Source organism: Streptomyces sp. NPDC023838, assembly GCF_040639555.1.
Taxonomy (GTDB): Bacteria; Actinomycetota; Actinomycetes; order Streptomycetales; family Streptomycetaceae; genus Streptomyces.
In genome coordinates this window covers 1-16745 of record NZ_JBFAAD010000042.1, presented here as the reverse complement: position 1 = coordinate 16745, position 16745 = coordinate 1, and the positions used below count along the sequence as shown (strand labels likewise).

Annotated in this window: 11 protein-coding genes and 1 pseudogene; 5 read left to right on the top strand and 7 right to left on the bottom strand. The window is 72.3% G+C overall.

Annotated features, from left to right (window positions below; translation table 11 throughout):
- Window positions 1-8: 8 nt before the first annotated feature.
- The 3 genes from AB0G17_RS32850 to AB0G17_RS32840 form a co-directional block, all read right to left on the bottom strand.
- Entirely contained in the window at window positions 9-2108 is a 2100-nt protein-coding gene (locus AB0G17_RS32850) for a SpoIIE family protein phosphatase (RefSeq protein WP_361390559.1), read from the bottom strand.
- 237 nt (window positions 2109-2345) lie between these two features.
- Window positions 2346-3020: a DUF402 domain-containing protein gene (locus tag AB0G17_RS32845; RefSeq protein ID WP_361390557.1), complete on the bottom strand. Its 675-nt coding sequence runs from the start codon at window positions 3018-3020 to the stop codon at window positions 2346-2348.
- A gap of 116 nt (window positions 3021-3136) precedes the next feature.
- Complete coding sequence (locus AB0G17_RS32840) at window positions 3137-4528, bottom strand: class II fumarate hydratase (protein WP_361390555.1); 1392 nt, start codon at window positions 4526-4528, stop codon at window positions 3137-3139.
- A 144-nt stretch (window positions 4529-4672) separates the two neighbouring features.
- Here AB0G17_RS32840 and AB0G17_RS32835 point away from each other — a divergent pair, with 144 nt between their 5' ends.
- The gene (locus tag AB0G17_RS32835) at window positions 4673-6199 is read left to right on the top strand and encodes a ricin-type beta-trefoil lectin domain protein (protein WP_361390553.1); all 1527 of its coding nucleotides are present in this window, start codon (window positions 4673-4675) and stop codon (window positions 6197-6199) included.
- Window positions 6200-6350: 151 nt separating this feature from the next.
- Entirely contained in the window at window positions 6351-8966 is a 2616-nt protein-coding gene (locus tag AB0G17_RS32830) for a GNAT family N-acetyltransferase (protein ID WP_361390551.1), read from the top strand.
- Between the two features lie 441 nt (window positions 8967-9407).
- Here the strand turns inward: AB0G17_RS32830 and AB0G17_RS32825 are convergent, their stop codons facing one another.
- Window positions 9408-11105 (bottom strand): fumarate hydratase, encoded by a 1698-nt coding sequence (locus tag AB0G17_RS32825; RefSeq protein WP_361390549.1) that lies wholly within the window; start codon window positions 11103-11105, stop codon window positions 9408-9410.
- A 272-nt stretch (window positions 11106-11377) separates the two neighbouring features.
- Between AB0G17_RS32825 and AB0G17_RS32820 the strand changes: the two genes are divergently transcribed.
- Window positions 11378-12040, top strand: coding sequence for a DUF1707 domain-containing protein (locus AB0G17_RS32820; protein WP_361390637.1), 663 nt, complete (start codon window positions 11378-11380; stop codon window positions 12038-12040).
- A 149-nt stretch (window positions 12041-12189) separates the two neighbouring features.
- Window positions 12190-12546, top strand: a complete 357-nt coding sequence (locus AB0G17_RS32815; protein WP_067163559.1) for a WhiB family transcriptional regulator — start codon at window positions 12190-12192, stop codon at window positions 12544-12546.
- A gap of 129 nt (window positions 12547-12675) precedes the next feature.
- On the opposite strand, the gene glpX is transcribed toward AB0G17_RS32815, so the two are convergent.
- The gene (gene glpX / locus AB0G17_RS32810; RefSeq protein WP_361390547.1) at window positions 12676-13707 is read right to left on the bottom strand and encodes a class II fructose-bisphosphatase; all 1032 of its coding nucleotides are present in this window, start codon (window positions 13705-13707) and stop codon (window positions 12676-12678) included.
- Window positions 13708-13835: 128 nt separating this feature from the next.
- On the opposite strand from glpX, the gene AB0G17_RS32805 reads away from it, so the two are divergent.
- Window positions 13836-14369, top strand: coding sequence for a DUF4245 domain-containing protein (locus tag AB0G17_RS32805; RefSeq protein WP_361390545.1), 534 nt, complete (start codon window positions 13836-13838; stop codon window positions 14367-14369).
- 221 nt (window positions 14370-14590) lie between these two features.
- Here the strand turns inward: AB0G17_RS32805 and AB0G17_RS32800 are convergent, their stop codons facing one another.
- Entirely contained in the window at window positions 14591-15181 is a 591-nt protein-coding gene (locus AB0G17_RS32800) for a malonic semialdehyde reductase (protein WP_361390543.1), read from the bottom strand.
- A 1309-nt stretch (window positions 15182-16490) separates the two neighbouring features.
- Window positions 16491-16745: pseudogene (locus AB0G17_RS32795) on the bottom strand (IS110 family transposase); the annotation flags it as partial.

The following is a 16745-nucleotide window of genomic DNA, read 5'->3' as shown; positions in this document are numbered from 1 at the left end:
CCGTCGCCTCAGGGGCGGGTCGCCAGCTCGAACCAGACCACCTTGCCGCCGGAGAGCCGGGTCGCGCCCCACCGCCGGGCCAGCCGGTTCACCAGGAACAGGCCGCGCCCGCCCTCGTCGGTGTCCCGCGCCCGGCGCTGCCGGGGCAGCTGCGGCGAGTCGTCGCCGACCTCGCAGCGCAGGACGTCCGTCTTGAGCAGCCGCAGGGTCACCGGGCGCTCCGCGTACCGCACGGCGTTGGTGACCACCTCGCTGACCAGCAGCTCCACCGAGTCCGTGAGCTCCTCAAGGCCCCAGCGGTCCAGGGCGCGCCGCGCCAGGCGGCGGGCCCGGCCGGGCGCCGAGTCCTCCGGGTCCAGGAACCAGTACGCCACGTCGCTCGGCGCGATCCCGTCGAAGCGGGCCGCGAGCAGCGCGATGTCGTCGTCCCGGTCGCCGGGGCCCAGCATGTCCAGGACGTCGTCGCAGAGCGCCTCAAGGGGTGGCGGGTGGTCCGGGCCGGTCAGCTGGGCGGTGGCGGCGAGGCGCTCGCGCAGCTGCTCGATGCCGGTCCACACGTCCCGCAGCCGGGACTCGACCAGGCCGTCGGTGTACAGGAGCAGGGTGGCGCCCGCCGGGGCGTCCAGCTCGACCGCCTCGAAGTCGACCCCGCCGACGCCGATCGGCGCGCCCGGCGGCACCCGCAGCACCTCGGCGCGCCCGCCCAGGTGCAGCAGCACCGGCGGCGGATGCCCGGCGTTGGCGATGGTGATGCGGTGGGCGACCGGGTCGTACACCGCGTACAGGCAGGTCGCCATCCGGTCGGTGCCGAGCCGCTGGGCCTGCTCGTCCAGGTGGTGCAGGACCTCCTGCGGCGGCAGGTCGAGCCCGGCCAGGGTCTGCGCGGTGGTGCGCAGCTGGCCCATGATCGCGGCCGAGGTCATCGAGTGGCCCATGACATCGCCGACGACGAGGGCGACCCGGCTGCCGGGCAGCGGGATCGCGTCGTACCAGTCGCCGCCGACCCGGGCGGTCTCGGCGGCCGGCAGATAGCGCGAGGCGAGCCGCACGCCGGTGGGCTGGGGCAGCGAGTCCGGCAGCATGGTCCGCTGGAGCTCGTCCGCGATGTACGCCTCGCGCCCGTACAGCACGGCCTTGTCGATGCCGAGCGCGGTGTGGGTGGCCAGCTGGGCCGCCACCAGAAGGTCGTTCGCCTCGAAGGCGGGCCGCTCCAGACCGCGTACGAAGACGGCGGCGCCGATGACGCGGCGCCGGCCCCGGAGCGGGGCGAGTATCGTCCGGTGGCCGCCGGGGACCTGGCGGTCGGGGCCCAGCAGCTCGGCCAGGGCGAGCCGGGCGGGCACGGAGTCGCCGAAGACCGGCCGCACCCCGCGCAGCACCTCGGCGAGGGCGCCGCCGGTGCGCACCTCGCAGAGCTCGGCGGCCGGGGTCAGGTCGGTCTGGGCGTTCAGCAGGGTCAGGGCGTCGATCGCCTCCGGCTCCTGCAGGGACTCGTCGACTAAACGCAGCCGGTCGGTCCGGCGCAGCCGCAGCACGAAGGGGCTGGCGGGCCGCTCGTCCCCGACCGGCAGCGGGTCGCGCAGATGGACGAGGATCGCGTCCGAGAAGGTCGGGACGGTGGCCCGGCACAGCCCGAGCACGATCTCGTCGAGGTCTATGCCGCGCGCGATCCTGCGCGTCGCGGCGCCCACGAACCGCAGCCGGTCGCCCTCGCGCCGGGCCACTGCCGCGCCGTCCCCGCCGCCGGGGACCTCACCGCCGCCGCCGGCCCCGGGAGCGCCGGAGGCCGGGCCGCCGGGAACCCCGCCGCCCGGGGACTCCGAGGGGCCCCGTCCGGACGGCGCGCCCATCGTGCTCGCGGTCGCCGCCGCCCCCAGGTCGCGGGCGAGGTCGCGCGAGCCCGGCTCGGGCTGGCCGGGCACGGAAGCGGTGGCCGCGCGGGCCCGGTCCCGCCGGGCGGCCGGAGCGGCGACCTGGGGAGCGGGCACGGCGGAGTGCGCGGCGGAGCCCGCACCCGGCTCGTCCGGGCGCGGCCGGGCCGCCTCAGGAGGCCGGGCCAGCTGCTCCTGGTGCCGGCTCTCGTGCGAAGTGGGCTGGTGCTCCGTCACGCGTCGGGTTCCGTCCGTCCGGAGTGGGGCATCCACCGTGCTGGGGGCAGGGCAGGGATGCGCGAGGCAGTCGCTTCGTGCGGTATACCCGTTCCATGGGCGGCCGCGACACCCCTCACGTCCCGACCCCCCTCGAGGTGACATACGGTCAATGTGCGCCCTGGGTTCCCTTGTTGTCGATGCGCAGCCTTGCGGAGGACGATCCTACGTTTGAACCCCGGGGGCGCATCAAGGGTCTCACGACGGCATATGCGCCGGGGTGCGATCCCAGTCCGCCGGGAGCGCCGGAACCGGCCAGCGCGGATCGGGCCGCCACTCCTCCCACCCGTCCGAGAACGGCCTGCCCCAGGCGCGGATCACCTCGACCGCCGCCTCCCCGGCCGCCCGGACCCGGCGGGCGTGGGCCGCGTCCATCAGCCCCACCCGCTGGGCCTGCGCGAACTCGTCCTCGTCCCGCCACTGCCAAGTGCGGTCCGGGTAGACGGAGATGTCGAGAAAGTGGTCCTCGGAGTCCATCCCGCCCGACCACCGCGTGCGCGGCTCCTCCAGGTTCACGTACCAGCTCCGGAAGCGCCAGCCCCGCTCCCAGAACAGCCAGACCGACCAGGGGTCGCCGGGGCGCGCGAGCTTGAGCACCCCGGTGCCGAACCAGCGCGCGCGCTCCGTGGTGCGCGGGGCGGTGTAGCGGGTGGCGAGCGGCTCCTCGTGGACGGGGGTGCCGTCCACGAGCACGGGCTTGACGCACTCGGTGCCGGGCGCCATCCACACCGCGAGCAGGTCGTCGGTGTCCTGGACGACGGTCACCGGGCGGCAGATGTGGACGCGGCTCTTCAGGTCGGGGGCATTGCCGCGGTAGCGCCAGAGGATCTGGTCCCCCGGCGCCCAGTGGTGCATGCCTCCGGTACCTGCCATGCGCAGATCCTAGGAGCACGGTCAAGGCCGCGCTGCGACCCGCGTCACGGCTGCGGTCACCGCCCGGTCACCGCCCGGTCATCGCGCCCGGCGCCCGCACCGCCCGCGCCCGCGTCTCACGGCCTGGTCATCCGCAGCACGTCCAGCGCCTCGTCCAGCTGCGTCTCGGTGAGGTCGCCGCGCTCCACGTAACCGCCCTCCAGGACCACCTCGCGGATCGTCTTCCGCTCGGCCAGCGACTTCTTGGCGACCTTCGCCGCCTCCTCGTACCCGATGTACTTGTTGAGCGGGGTGACGACCGACGGCGAGGACTCCGCGTACTCCCGCGCCCGCTCGCGGTTGGCGGTGATCCCGTCGACGGTACGGTCGGCGAGCAGCCGGGAGGCGTTGGCGAGCAGCCGCACCGACTCCAGCAGGTTCTTGGCGATGACCGGGAGCATCACGTTCAGCTCGAAGTTGCCCGCCGCGCCCGCCGCCGCGACCGTCGCGTCGTTGCCGGTCACCTGGGCCGCGACCATCAGCACGGCCTCCGGGATGACCGGGTTGACCTTGCCGGGCATGATCGACGAGCCCGGCTGGAGGTCGGGCAGGCTGATCTCGGCCAGTCCGGTGCGCGGCCCGGACGCCATCCAGCGCAGGTCGTTGGAGATCTTGGTGAGCGAGACGCCGATGGTGCGGAGCTGGCCGGAGGTCTCCACCAGGCCGTCCCGCGCGCCCTGCGCCTCGAAGTGGTCGCGGGCCTCGGTGAGCGGAAGGCCGGTCGCCCGCGCCACCTCCGCGATGACGGCCGCAGAGAACCCGGGCGGGGTGTTGATGCCGGTGCCCACCGCGGTGCCGCCCAGCGGGAGCTCCGCGAGCCGGGGCAGCGAGGCCCGCAGCCGCTCCACGCCGTACCGCATCGCCGCCGCGTAACCGCCGAACTCCTGGCCGAGGGTGACGGGGGTGGCGTCCATCAGATGCGTACGCCCGGACTTCACCACGTCCGCGAACTCGCCGGCCTTGCGCTCAAGGGCCTCGGCGAGGTGCTCCAGGGCGGGGATCAGGTCGCCGGTGACGGCGGCTGTGGCGGCGATGTGGATGGAGGAGGGGAAGACGTCGTTGGACGACTGCGAGGCGTTGACGTGGTCGTTGGGGTGGACGCCACGGCCGAGGCGCTCGCTCGCCAGGGTCGCCACGACCTCGTTCATGTTCATGTTGGACGAGGTGCCCGAGCCCGTCTGGAAGACGTCGACCGGGAAGTGCTCGTCCCAGCGCCCCTCGGCGACCTCGGCGGCCGCCTCCTGGACGGCCTCCGCGATGTCCTTGTCCAGGACGCCGAGTTCGGCGTTGACCTTGGCCGCGGCCGCCTTGATCCTGGCCAGCGCCTCGATGTGGGCGCGCTCCAGGCGCTGTCCGGAGATCGGGAAGTTCTCCACCGCCCGCTGCGTCTGGGCCCGCCACTTGGCGTGCGCGGGGACCCGCACCTCACCCATGGAGTCGTGCTCGACGCGGTACTCACTGTCGTTCATGTCTCTGAACCTCCTTGGAAACTTGAGCAGTTGTCTTGTTCTACCTATTCCCCATCAGCCCTACTGGCCGGTAAATACCGGTGGGCTGCTTTCTTCCGGGGGACGACCCCCGTACACCCAGCAGCACAGAACCGGGGAGGCGCAATGAGGCGCACCAGGCACAGACTTCGCCGTACGTTCGCGGCCGCCGTGGCCGCGGCGGCCGCGTTCGGGGGCATGACGGCCACGGCCACGGCCGCGCACGCGGCGACGGCACGGGCGACGGTACAGTCCACCCCCCTGCCGCCCGAGCTGGAGAAGATCCGCGCCGCAGAGGCGCTCAAGCTGTACGGGGATTCCGCCGAGCGGCCCATGGACCAGCGCAGGACCGGGCTCATCTCGCTCGGCGACAGCGAGATCTCCGGCGAGGGCGTCGGCACCTACGAGGCCGGCACCAACGGCCCCGACAACTGGTGCCACCGGGCGCCCGACTCCGCGATCCACCACACCGGGATCGCCGCCGACGAGACGTACAACGTGGCTTGTTCGGGCGCCTACACCGGCAACATCCGGATAGGCGGCAGCAAGCAGTACGCGGACGAGCTCGTGCAGAGCGACAGTCTGGCCGTCAAGGCCCGCAACACCCGCATCAAGATGGTGCTGCTGGTGGCCGGGGCCAACGACGACCTCCAGTTCGGCCCGGTGATGACCGACTGCGTGGAGCGCTACCTGCTGCTCCAGGGCCCGTGTGAGCCCAAGTACGCGCCCACCTGGCAGGCGAGAGTCGACGCCCTGGTGCCCAAGGTCGAGCGGACGGTCACCGACCTGAAGACCGTGATGCGCGACGCCGGGTACGCCGACGGCGACTACAAGCTGGTCGTGATGGGCTACCCGAGCCCGATCGGCCCCGACTTCCACGACAACCCGAACTTCCCGGGCAAGCTCGTCTGCGGCGGCCTCGGCTACGACTCGGACACCGTCTGGGGCCGCAACACCGCCGTCCCCGCCTTCGAGCGCGGGATGCGCAGGGCGGCGGCCGACACCGGCGCGGTCTACCTCGACAACTCGCGGCTCTTCAACGGCCACGAGGTCTGCATGGAGGACACCTGGGCGCGCGGCCTCTACATCGACCTCTCCAAGCCCGGCCTGCCGGACTCCAACTCGGTCCGCCAGTCCTTCCACCCCAACTACCGGGGCCACGGCGCCTTCGCCTCCTGCCTCACCCAGATCTACAACTCGGACCTGCGCGAGGCCAGTTGCGCCGACCCCGCGTCCACCGGCACGCCGGTGCTCTACCCGCTCGCCTGGGACGACGCGTACCGGCCGCTCAAGGGCTCGGCGACCGGCAGCTGTCTGGACGTGAGCGGCGCCTCCAGCGCCAACAACACGGCCGTCATCGGCTGGGACTGCCACGGCGGCCGCAACCAGGGCTGGTGGTACGACAGCGCCCGCAAGGCGCTCCACACCCAGCTCACCCAGGACCGCTGTCTGGACGTGCCGGGCGCGAACTACGCGGCCGGGGCCAAGCTGATCATCTGGAACTGTCACGGCGGGGCCAACCAGGAGTTCGTCCGGGACGGCTCCACCCTGCGCCCCGCGGCGGCCGGCGGCCTGTGCGCCACGCTGGCGGCGGCCAGGGATCCGCTGACGCTGCGGCCGTGCGACGGCTCCGCGTCGCAGAGCTTCGCGTGAGGGCGGACGCGGGGTCGTCGGCGTCATTCGCGTGACGGCGGCCTCGGGAGCCTCGGCGTCCTCCGAGTGACCGTCCCTCCATGGCTGCCCCCTCATAACGATCCCCTCCCTTTAGGTTAGGCTGTCCTAACTTAAAGGGAGGGGATCGGGCGTGAGCGCCGAGGTCTATCGCGACACCTGGGGCATCCCGCACCTGCGGGCGGCCGACGCCCGCGAGCTGGCGTACGCCCAGGGACGGGTCACCGCCGTGGACCGTGCCTGGCAGCTGGAGGTCGAACGGCACCGGGTGCAGGGCACCACGGCCGCCTTCCTCGGCCCGGACGCGATCGGCTGGGACGTCTTCGCCCGCCGCGCCCGGCTCGCCGACACCGCCCGCCGGTGCTTCGAGGCGCTGGATACGGCAACGGCGGAGTGGGTCACGGCGTACGTGGCGGGGGTCAACGACGGGCTCGCGGACTGCGCCGCCGACCGCCCCGGGTTCGCGGAGGCGGGCGTCGAGCCCGGTCGCTGGGAGCCCTGGACCCCGCTCGGCGTCTGGCTCTCCACCCACATCCTCTTCGCGGGCTTCCCCACCAAGCTCTGGCGCGAACGGGCGGTCGCGGTGCTCGGCCCGGACGCGGTCGAGCTGTTCGCCACCGACGGCCCCGGCACCGCAGGCTCCAACGGCTGGCTGGTCACCGGCGAGCACACCGCCACCGGCGCCGCGATCCTCGCGGGCGACCCGCACCGCTTCATCGAGGACCCCGGCGTCTACCAGCAGATCCGCCTCTCCTGCCCGCGGTACGACGTCGTGGGCCTCGCCGTCCCCGGCGTCCCCGGCATCGCTCACTTCGGCCACACCGGCTCGGTCGCCTGGGCCATCACCAACGCCATGGCCGACTACCAGGACCTCTACCGCGAACGTCTGCGCCGCGACGGTACGGGCGTGGCCGCGCTCGGCCCCGACGGCTGGGCCCCGGCGAGCGTCCACACGGAGACGGTGGAGGTGGCGGGCGCCGCCCCGGTGACGGTCGAGGTGATCGAGACGGACCGGGGCCCGGTGATCATCGGCGGCCCCGACGCGCCGGACGCCATCAGCCTGCGCCACCCGCCCCGCGTCACCGCCGCCCTCGGCTTCGCCGCGCTCCCGGCGCTGCTGCGCGCCCGGACCGCCGACGACGTCGACCGCGCCTTCGACGAGTGGGTCGAGCCGGTCAACGTGGTCCAGGCCGCCGACACCCGGGGCGGCCATCTGCACCGGGTGGCGGGCCGCGTACCGCTGCGCCACGACACCAACCGCGTACGGGTCGTACCGGCGTGGGAGGCGGCTCACGCGTGGACGGGCTGGGCGCCGATGCCGCGCGCGCAGGTGTCCGGGACGGCCGTGATGGCCAACCAGCGGGGCCTGGCGGCGCCGCTGGGAGTGGAGTTCGCGGCCCCGTACCGGGCGGACCGCATAGCGGAGCTGCTGGACGGCTCGCGCGCCTGGACGCCTGAGCGGATGTCAGCGATCCACACCGACACGGACCTGGCGTCGGCGCGCCCGCTGCTGCGGCTCCTGGGCACCCTGAAGGACCTGACCCCCCGGGCGGCGGCTCTCCGGGACGCGCTGACGCTGCGCTGGGACCGCCGGATGGAGGCGGATTCGGCGGACGCGATGGCGTACGCGACGGTGAGGGAGAGGGTCGTACGCCACCTGGCGGCGCACCCGTCCTTCGCGGACCTGGCCGAACTCCCGCCCCTGCCCGACCTGTTCCTGCCCTGGCTGGCGCTGACGCCGAGGATCGCGTTCGCGCTGGAGACGATCCTGACGACGCCGATGCTGCCGGAGCTCGACCGGGTGGAGCTGGTGCGGGTGGCGCTGGAGGAAGTGGCGGCGGAGGGCGGCGAGTTCGCCCCGTGGGGCGAGGCCCACCGCCTGGCGCCGTGGCAGGCGCTGCCGGCGCCGCAGGAGTGGCCGGCCCTGGCGGGCGACCACGACTGCGTCCTGTCCACGAGCAGCGTCCCCGGCCTCACCCACCGCAGCGCCCGTGGTCCGGCCGCGCGCTACGTCTGGGACCTGGCCCGCCGCGAGGACAGCCTGTGGGTGGTCCCGTTCGGCGCCTCGGGCGCACCGGACAGCCCGCACCACCGCGATCAGCTGCCGCTGTGGGTGAGGGGGGAGCCGGCGCGGGTGGTGACGGAGTGGAGCGAGCTGAGGAGAGAGACGATGTACGAGGCCCATGCCGATGGCCCGACCGTGTACGAGGAGAAGATCCCCGACTTCGGAACGGTCCGCCTGCGCCCGCTGGCTCCGTCCCGGGACGCGGACCTGATCCACTCCTGGGTCACCCAGGAGAGGGCGCGGTTCTGGGGGATGCGGGACGCGGACCGGGCGTACGTGGAGGAGACCTACGCGTACGTGGACTCCCTCCCCACGCACCACGCGTTCCTGCTCCTGCTGGACGACGAGCCGGTCGGGCTGTTCCAGACGTACGAGCCGGGGGCGGATCCGCTGGGGGAGTGCTACGAGGTGCGGCCGGGCGACGTGGGCGTCCACATCCTGGTGGCCCCCGCGCCGGGCCCGGCCCGGCCCGGCTTCACGGGCGTCCTGATGAACTCCCTGATCCGGTACGTCTTTTCGGACCCCGCGCACGAGCGGATCGTGGTGGAGCCGGATGTCCGGAACGAGAAGTCGGTCGAGCGGATGGTGCGGTCGGGGTTCGTGCTGGGGGAGGAGGTCCAGAAGCCGGAGAAGCGGGCGCGCCTGGCTTTCCTGGAGAGGCCCCCCACCCCGCCCCTTCCCTGAACCCTCCGGGGGCGGGTGGGGGCGGCGGCCCTGAGCCACTTCTCCCGGGGGCTGCGCCCCCGGCCCCTGTTTGTCTGCGGCGCGGTGGGGGCTGGTCGCGCAGTTCCCCGCGCCCCTAAAAGCCGGGCCGTCGGCCGGCTCCCGCTGGAGCCGCACATGTCACAGCCCCGCGCCCCCGCCTCCAGCCCCTCCGGCGCTTGAGGAGCGGGGTCCGGGGCGGCGCCCCGAGAGGGGGCCGCAGGCCCCCCAAGGGGCGCGGGGAACTGCGCGACCAGCCCCCACCGGGCCCGCAGACGAAAAGTTGTCCGGAGCGGGGTGCAGGGGGCGCAGCCCCCGCCCGGGGGGCCGGGGGCGTAGCCCCCGGGAAAACCCCTCAACCCCGCCCACCCCCACCCACCCCCGGAGGGTTTGGGGAAGGGGCGGGGTGGGGCTCAAAACGCCTTACTGCCGCGCAGCACCCCGTACCGGAATGTTCAAGAACGTAGGCGGCTCAGCCGGCGCCTGAAAGAAGTCGTTCCCCTTGTCGTCGACCACGATGAACGCCGGGAAGTCCTCGACCTCGATCTTCCACACCGCCTCCATCCCGAGCTCCTCGTACTCGACGACCTCGACCTTCTTGATGCAGTCCTGGGCGAGCCGCGCCGCGGGCCCGCCGATGGAGCCGAGGTAGAAACCGCCGTGCGCGTCACACGCCGCCGTCACCTGCCCCGACCGGTTCCCCTTCGCCAGCATCACCTTGGAGCCCCCCGCCGCCTGGAACTGCTCGACGTAGGAGTCCATGCGCCCGGCCGTCGTCGGCCCGAAGGAGCCGGAGGCGTAACCCTCGGGGGTCTTGGCCGGACCCGCGTAGTACACCGGGTGGTCCTTCAGGTACTGCGGCATCGGCTCCCCCGCGTCGAGCCGCTCCTTGATCTTGGCGTGCGCGATGTCGCGCGCCACGACCAGCGGCCCGGTCAGCGAGAGCCGGGTCTTCACCGGGTACTTGGTGAGCTCGGCGAGGATCTCGTCCATGGGCCGGTTGAGGTCGATGCGTACGACATCGTCCTCGCCGGACGTGGACAGGTGCTCGTCCGTCGTCTCCGGCAGGAACCGCGCCGGGTCCTTCTCCAGCTCCTCCAGGAACACGCCCTCGGCCGTGATCTTCGCGACCGCCTGGCGGTCCGCCGAGCAGGACACGGCGATCGCGACCGGCAGCGAGGCACCGTGCCGGGGCAGGCGCACCACGCGCACGTCGTGGCAGAAGTACTTGCCGCCGAACTGCGCCCCGATCCCGATCTTCTGCGTCAGCTCGAAGACCTTCTGCTCCAGCTCCTCGTCCCGGAAGCCGTGCCCGGTCGGCGAGCCCTCGGTCGGCAGCTCGTCGAGGTAGTGCGCCGAGGCGTACTTCGCGGTCTTCAGCGCGAACTCGGCGCTCGTACCGCCGACCACGATCGCCAGGTGGTAGGGCGGGCACGCCGCCGTACCGAGCGAGCGGATCTTCTCCTCCAGGAACTTCATCATGGAGGCCTCGTTGAGGACCGCCTTCGTCTCCTGGTAGAGGAACGACTTGTTGGCCGAGCCGCCGCCCTTGGCCATGAAGAGGAACTTGTACGCGCCGCCGTCCGTCGCGTACAGCTCGATCTGTGCCGGCAGGTTCGAGCCGGTGTTCTTCTCCTCCCACATGGTGAGCGGAGCCATCTGCGAGTAGCGCAGGTTGAGCTGCGTGTACGCGTCGAAGATGCCGCGCGAGAGCGCTTCCTCGTCGCCGCCCGACGTCAGCACGTTCTGGCCGCGCTTGCCCATGACGATCGCCGTGCCGGTGTCCTGGCACATCGGCAGCACGCCCGCCGCCGCGATGTTCGCGTTCTTCAGCAGGTCGAGCGCGACGAACTTGTCGTTGCTGGACGCCTCGGGGTCGTCGATGATCTTCCGCAGCTGGGCGAGGTGCGCCGGGCGGAGGTAGTGCTGGATGTCGTGGATCGCCTCGGCAGCCAGCTTGCGCAGCGCCTCCGGCTCGACCTTGAGGAACGTACGGCCGTCGGCCTCGAAGGTGGAGACACCCTCGGCGGTCACCAGCCGGTAGGGCGTGTTGTCCTCTCCCAGGGGGAGCAGGTCGGAGTACGCGAACGCAGGGCTGGCAGGGCGGGAGACGGGGGGCATGTGTACGGCCATTCCTCACTCGGCAGACAGCGGCTGACCTCCATTGGCACAGCGCCCTCAAGCGTATGCCGCCGCCACGGCGCCGATGCTGTGAGGTAGGGCTCAGTGGCCGACCCCACACCGCCGCGCCGACCGTCGCGTACCCCTAGTCGCGATCTATCGCGTTTGGGTACGCTGCTTCCGTGGACCTCGAAAAGCACGACGCCAAGCCGCCGTCGCAGGCGCAGTCGCAGGCGCAGGCGCAACGGAAGCCGCAGTCACAGTCGCAGCCCGTGGAGCCCGCGCCCCTGCGCGCCTCCGACGCCGACCGCGACCGGGTCGCCGACATCCTGCGCGAGGCCCTCGCGGAGGGGCGTCTCGACGCGGAGGAGCACGCCGAGCGCATCGACGGCGTCTACCGCGCCAAGACGATGGGCGAACTGGAGCCGCTCGTACGGGACCTGCCCGCGGCCGCCGACGGCGCGCACCGGTTCGGTGCGCCGTCCTCCGCGTCGTCCACGCCCGCGTACGCGACCGCACACGCTCCGGACGAGGCCGCGGGGCCGGTGGCCGCCGAGAACCTGGTCGCCGTCTTCTCCAGCTCGACCCGCAAGGGCCGCTGGCGCATCGGCCGCCGTACGAACGCGTTCGCGCTCTTCGGCAGCGTCGAGATCGATCTCACCGAGGCCTATTTCGAGCAGCGGCTTTCCGTCATCAACGCCACCTCGATCTTCGGCAACATCGAGGTCCGGGTCCCCGAGAACCTCACCCTGCGCGGCAGCGGCACCGGCGTTTTCGGCAACTTCGAAGTGGACACCCTGGAGGCCGAACACCCCGAAGCGCCCGTGGTGGTCGTGAACGGATACTCGGTATTCGGCAACATCGAGGCCAAGCCCAAGCGCGGCAAGCGGATCGCCGACCTCCACGACCGCCTGCGCAAACGCCTCGACTCCTGACGCGTCGCGTCCGCACACTTCCGGACATCGGCGCACGATCGGAATTCCGGACAACGGAACTCAGTGCATAGGCGCGCGTACAGCGGGTAGGGACTGTCGCATCGTCGCTCGCTCGCGAAGCCGTCGTCAGCCGTCGTCAGGAGTTGGCCGTGCTGCATCCGCCGCATCAGTCCCTGCAGGTCGCCGTCGCAGTCCCGCCGCAGCGCGGCCCAGCTCGGGAGGACCAGGCGGGCCCGTGGCACACGGAGGCGGTCTGCCGCCGGGACGAGGCGGGGCTGTTCTTCGCCCCCTCCAAGGAGCCGACGGCCGCGCGCCTGTCGCGCGAGGAGGCCGCCAAGCGCGTCTGCGCCCGCTGCCCGGTCATGGTCGAGTGCCGCGAACACGCCCTGCTCATGCCCGAGCCGTACGGGGTGTGGGGCGGCCTGACGGCGGCGGAGCGGCGCGTGGTGCTGGCCCGCCGGCGCCGGCGCGAGGTCGAGCTGAAGAAGGCCGCGTCCGCCGCCTGACGCGCGCGTACGTACGCGAAGGGGCGCCCCCGTCCGCACAACGGGGGCGCCCCTTCACGTACGTACCGTCAGCTACTACGTACCGTCGACCAGGCCCGGTCAGCCGCGTACCGCTGGCTGACCGGTCGGCTACTTCGCGCGGTCGAAGTCGATCTGGCTGTACGCGCGGAGCTTGGACAGCCGGTGGGTCGAGTCGATCTGGCGGATCGTGCCCGACTTCGAGCGCATGACCAGCGACTGGGTGGTGGCGGTCTCGGCGCGGTAGCGGACGCCGCGAAGGAGCTCGCCGTCGGTGATGCCGGTGGCGACGAAGAAGACGTTGTCGCCGGAGACGAGGTCGTTGGTGGACAGGACCCGGTCGAGGTCGTGACCCGCGTCGAGCGCGCGCTGCCGCTCGGTGTCGTCCTTGGGCCAGAGCTTGCCCTGGATGGTGCCGCCGAGGCACTTGATGGCACAGGCGGAGATGATGCCCTCGGGCGTGCCGCCGATGCCCATCAGCAGATCCACACCGGTGCCCTCGCGGACGGCCATGATGGATCCGGCGACGTCGCCGTCGGAGATGAACTTGATACGGGCGCCGGTCTCCCGGATCTCCTTGACGATGCCCTCGTGGCGGGGCCGGTCGAGGATGACGACCGTGACGTCCTCGGGCGAGGAGTTCTTGGCCTTGGCGACGCGCCGGATGTTCACCGACACGGGTGCGTTGATGTCGACGAAGTCGGCGGCCTCGGGCCCGGTGACGAGCTTGTCCATGTAGAACACGGCGGACGGGTCGAACATCGTCCCGCGGTCGGCCGCGGCGAGGACCGCGATGGCGTTGGGCATGCCCTTGGCGTTGAGCGTGGTGCCGTCGATGGGATCGACGGCGATGTCGACCTCGGGGCCGGTGCCGTCGCCGATGCGCTCCCCGTTGTAGAGCATCGGAGCTTCGTCCTTCTCGCCCTCTCCGATGACGACGACGCCGTTCATGGAGACGGTGGAGACGAGGGTGCGCATGGCGTTGACCGCGGCGCCGTCGGCGCCGATCTTGTCGCCGCGCCCGACCCAGCGGCCCGCGGCCATGGCGGCGGCCTCGGTGACCCGGACCAGTTCCAGGGCGAGGTTGCGGTCGGGGGCCTCGGGAGAGACCTCGAGCTGGGGCGGCAAGTTGTGCTCGGTCATCGGAGCGCACCTTTCTGTACGGCGACGGCCGGTCGAAAGCAGAGGGTCCCTGGACTCTATCGTCACATCGACAAAATGAGCAGAGGGGGCCACGTATGAGCAGCGACATGACCTGAGACCATGGGTGCGTGGCAGGAACACGTGGCAAGCAGAGTGTGCGGAACATGCTGCAGTCGTTGGCGGTGATCGGTATCGCCGTGGCTGTGATCTACATGTTCGTCCCGCACGACGGCAAGAAGGACCCGGTCAAGGCGGTCGACTACCGTGTCGAGCTCCTGACGGTCCGGCGCGCCGCGCCGTATCCGGTGGCGGCGCCGGTCGGGCTCCCGGACCAGGACAAGTGGAAGGCGACCTCGGTCACGTACGACGGCCAGGCCGACCACGCCTGGCACCTGGGCTTCCTGGATCCGGCGAAGGAGTACGTGGCGATCGAGCAGTCCTCGGCGGCCGACCGGGACAAGTTCGTCAAGTCGGTCGTCAAGAAGGCGACGAAGACCGACCACACCCAGCAGATCGCGGGGGCGACCTGGCGCCGCTGGGAGGGCCCCAAGTACGACGGGCTCGTCCGCGAGGACAAGGGCTCCACGACGGTGGTGACCGGCACGGCGGGCTTCGCCCAGCTGGAGCGGATGGCGGCGGCGCTGGAGCTGAAGAAGGCGTAAGGGCCGTCTGATCGCTGATCTTTGACGTCTGACGTCTGACATCTGACATCTGACATCTGGCGTCTGACGTCTGACATCTGACATCTGACGTCTGGCATCTGGCATCTGGCATCTGGCGTCTGGCGTCTGGCGTCTGGCGTCTGACATCTGACATACGGCGAAGGCCGCCGCACCCGAGGGGTGCGGCGGCCTTCGTGGTCCTGTTGGTCCAGGCCCGGGGCTCAGACGGTGGTGACGACCTCGTCGTACGACAGGCGGGGGCTGCGCGGGTGGGACGCGCCCTCGCCCGGCTTGCCGATGTTGACGACCATCAGCGGGGTGTGGTCGCCGTCCAGGAACTCCTTCTGGAGCCCGGCGGCGTCGAAGCCGGTCATCGGGCCGGCGGCGAGCCCGGCGGCGCGGACGCCGACGATGAAGTACGCGGCCTGGAGCGCGGCGTTCAGCCCCGCGGCGTTCTCACGGGCCGGGCGCTCGCTGTAGAACACGTCCGCGGCCTGCGGGAAGGCGGGGAAGAGCTTCGGCAGCTCCGCGTGGAACTCGTTGTCGGCGGCGAGGATGGCGACCAGCGGGGCGGTGGCGGTCTTGGCCCGGTTGCCCTCGGCCATGTGCGCCACGAGCCGCTCACGCGCCTCGGGCGAACGCACCAGCACGATCCGCAGCGGCGTCTGGTTGAAGGCGGTCGGCCCGAACTTGACCAGGTCGTAGATCGCCTGCACCTGCTCCTCGGTCACCGGCTCGTCGGTGAACGCGTTGGCGGTACGGGCCTCACGGAAGAGGAGGTCCTGGGCGGCGGAGTCAAGGGCGAGAGACATTACGTACCTTCCGGACTTACGGGGATTCCGCTTGTGGGGATCAAGCGGTGACGCAACCGTACGACGGATTTAGGTTAAGTTTCAACTAACTGGGGGGCGGGGTGACTGGCCTCACAGGATGGACGATTTCCAGCCACGGGGGCGGATGCGGCCCTGGGAGTACGGGGAACCCACCCACCCACCCGCCCTGGGGGGGCGGGGCTACGCCCCACCCATTGAGCCGGGGCCACGCCCCGGCGCCCCACCCGCCCTCAGCGGCCCGCCCCCGCCAAGCCCACGGCCTGCACCCCGCCAGCCCACGGCTCCGCCGCCAAGCCACCCACCCGCCCCGAGGGGTGGGGCTCCGCCCCACCAACGGACCGGGCTCCGCCCGGCGACCCGCCCCTGCCACTCGCTGCGGAGCACGAGATGGCACCCAACCGGCTCGGGGGTGCCGCCCCGCCGATGGGCCGGGGCTCCGCACGGCCACCCGCCCCGCGACCCGCGCGGCGGAGTACGAGGCCGCATCCAACCAGCCGGGGGGCCTCACCGATGGGCCGGCCTGTGCCCGACGACCCGCCCCCGCCACGTGCGGCGGAGTGCGAGACGGCACCCAGCCTGGGGCGGCGGCCGACCGGGCCACCCGACCCGGAGAACCACCGACCTGCCCGCGCGCGTTGGGGCGCAGGGCTCCGGGGCGAAGCCCGGGGAGAGGAACAGGGGTGCAGGCCCGTCGGCGGTCCCCACGGCTTCGCCCCGAAGCCTTCACGCCCCGCAGGGGCTGAGCGCCCAAGAAGCCTCACCTGCTCCCAGGGGGCTCACAAGCCCCTTCGCCCCAGAGGCCAGGTTCGTCGCCGTGAGGGGCAGGGGCGCACCCCGGCCAGGGGGGCAGGAGCTCACCGGAGAAACCCCACCCCAAAGGGCCGCGCCCGGCAACCCCCGGCGGCCTCCGCCCGACAAGCCCACCCACCCCAGAGGCTCCGCCCGACAAGCCCACCCACCCCAGAGGCTCCGCCCGACAAGCCCACCCACCCCAGAGGCTCCGCCCGACAAGCCCACGCACCCCAGAGGCTCCGCTCGACAAGCTCACCCGCCCCAGAGGCTCCGCCCGACAAGCCCACCGGCCCCTTCTCCGCCAGGGCCCGGGGCGGAGCCCCGAAGGGGGTGCAGGGGGCGTAGCCCCCCGCAGGGGGACCGGGGGCGTAGCCCCCGGGGACCCTCCCTCTCCACCTCGCCCACCCCCACCCCCGGAGGGTTCAGGGAAGGGGCGGGGGTGCCTCTATGTCCTTCGTCAAGGAAGTGGTGCCGGGTTTGAGGTTGTTTGGGGTGGTCATGCGGCGAGGGTGACGGTGGAGGTTCGGGACTCGTAGAAGGTGCCGTCGCGGAGCATGGCAAACAGGACGCTGATGCGTTGGCGGGCGAGCCGCAGGAGTGCCTGGGTGTGGGTTTTGCCGCGGGCGCGTTGGCGGTCGTAGTAGGTGCGGGAGGCCGGGTCGGCGTTCATGCAGGCGAAGGCGGAGAGGAACATGGCCCGTTTGAGCTGCCGGTTTCCGCCGCGGGGTGCGTGTTCGCCGTGGATCGAGGT

Bases quoted from the DNA above. Each gene is read 5' to 3' on its own strand.
- AB0G17_RS32800 (WP_361390543.1), bottom strand. From the start codon at position 15,181: ATGTCTCTCGCCCTTGACTCCGCCGCCCAGGACCTCCTCTTCCGTGAG.
- AB0G17_RS32840 (WP_361390555.1), bottom strand. From the start codon at position 4,528: ATGAACGACAGTGAGTACCGCGTCGAGCACGACTCCATGGGTGAGGTG.
- AB0G17_RS32825 (WP_361390549.1), bottom strand. From the start codon at position 11,105: ATGCCCCCCGTCTCCCGCCCTGCCAGCCCTGCGTTCGCGTACTCCGAC.
- glpX (WP_361390547.1), bottom strand. From the start codon at position 13,707: ATGACCGAGCACAACTTGCCGCCCCAGCTCGAGGTCTCTCCCGAGGCC.
- AB0G17_RS32845 (WP_361390557.1), bottom strand. From the start codon at position 3,020: ATGGCAGGTACCGGAGGCATGCACCACTGGGCGCCGGGGGACCAGATC.
- AB0G17_RS32835 (WP_361390553.1), top strand. From the start codon at position 4,673: ATGAGGCGCACCAGGCACAGACTTCGCCGTACGTTCGCGGCCGCCGTG.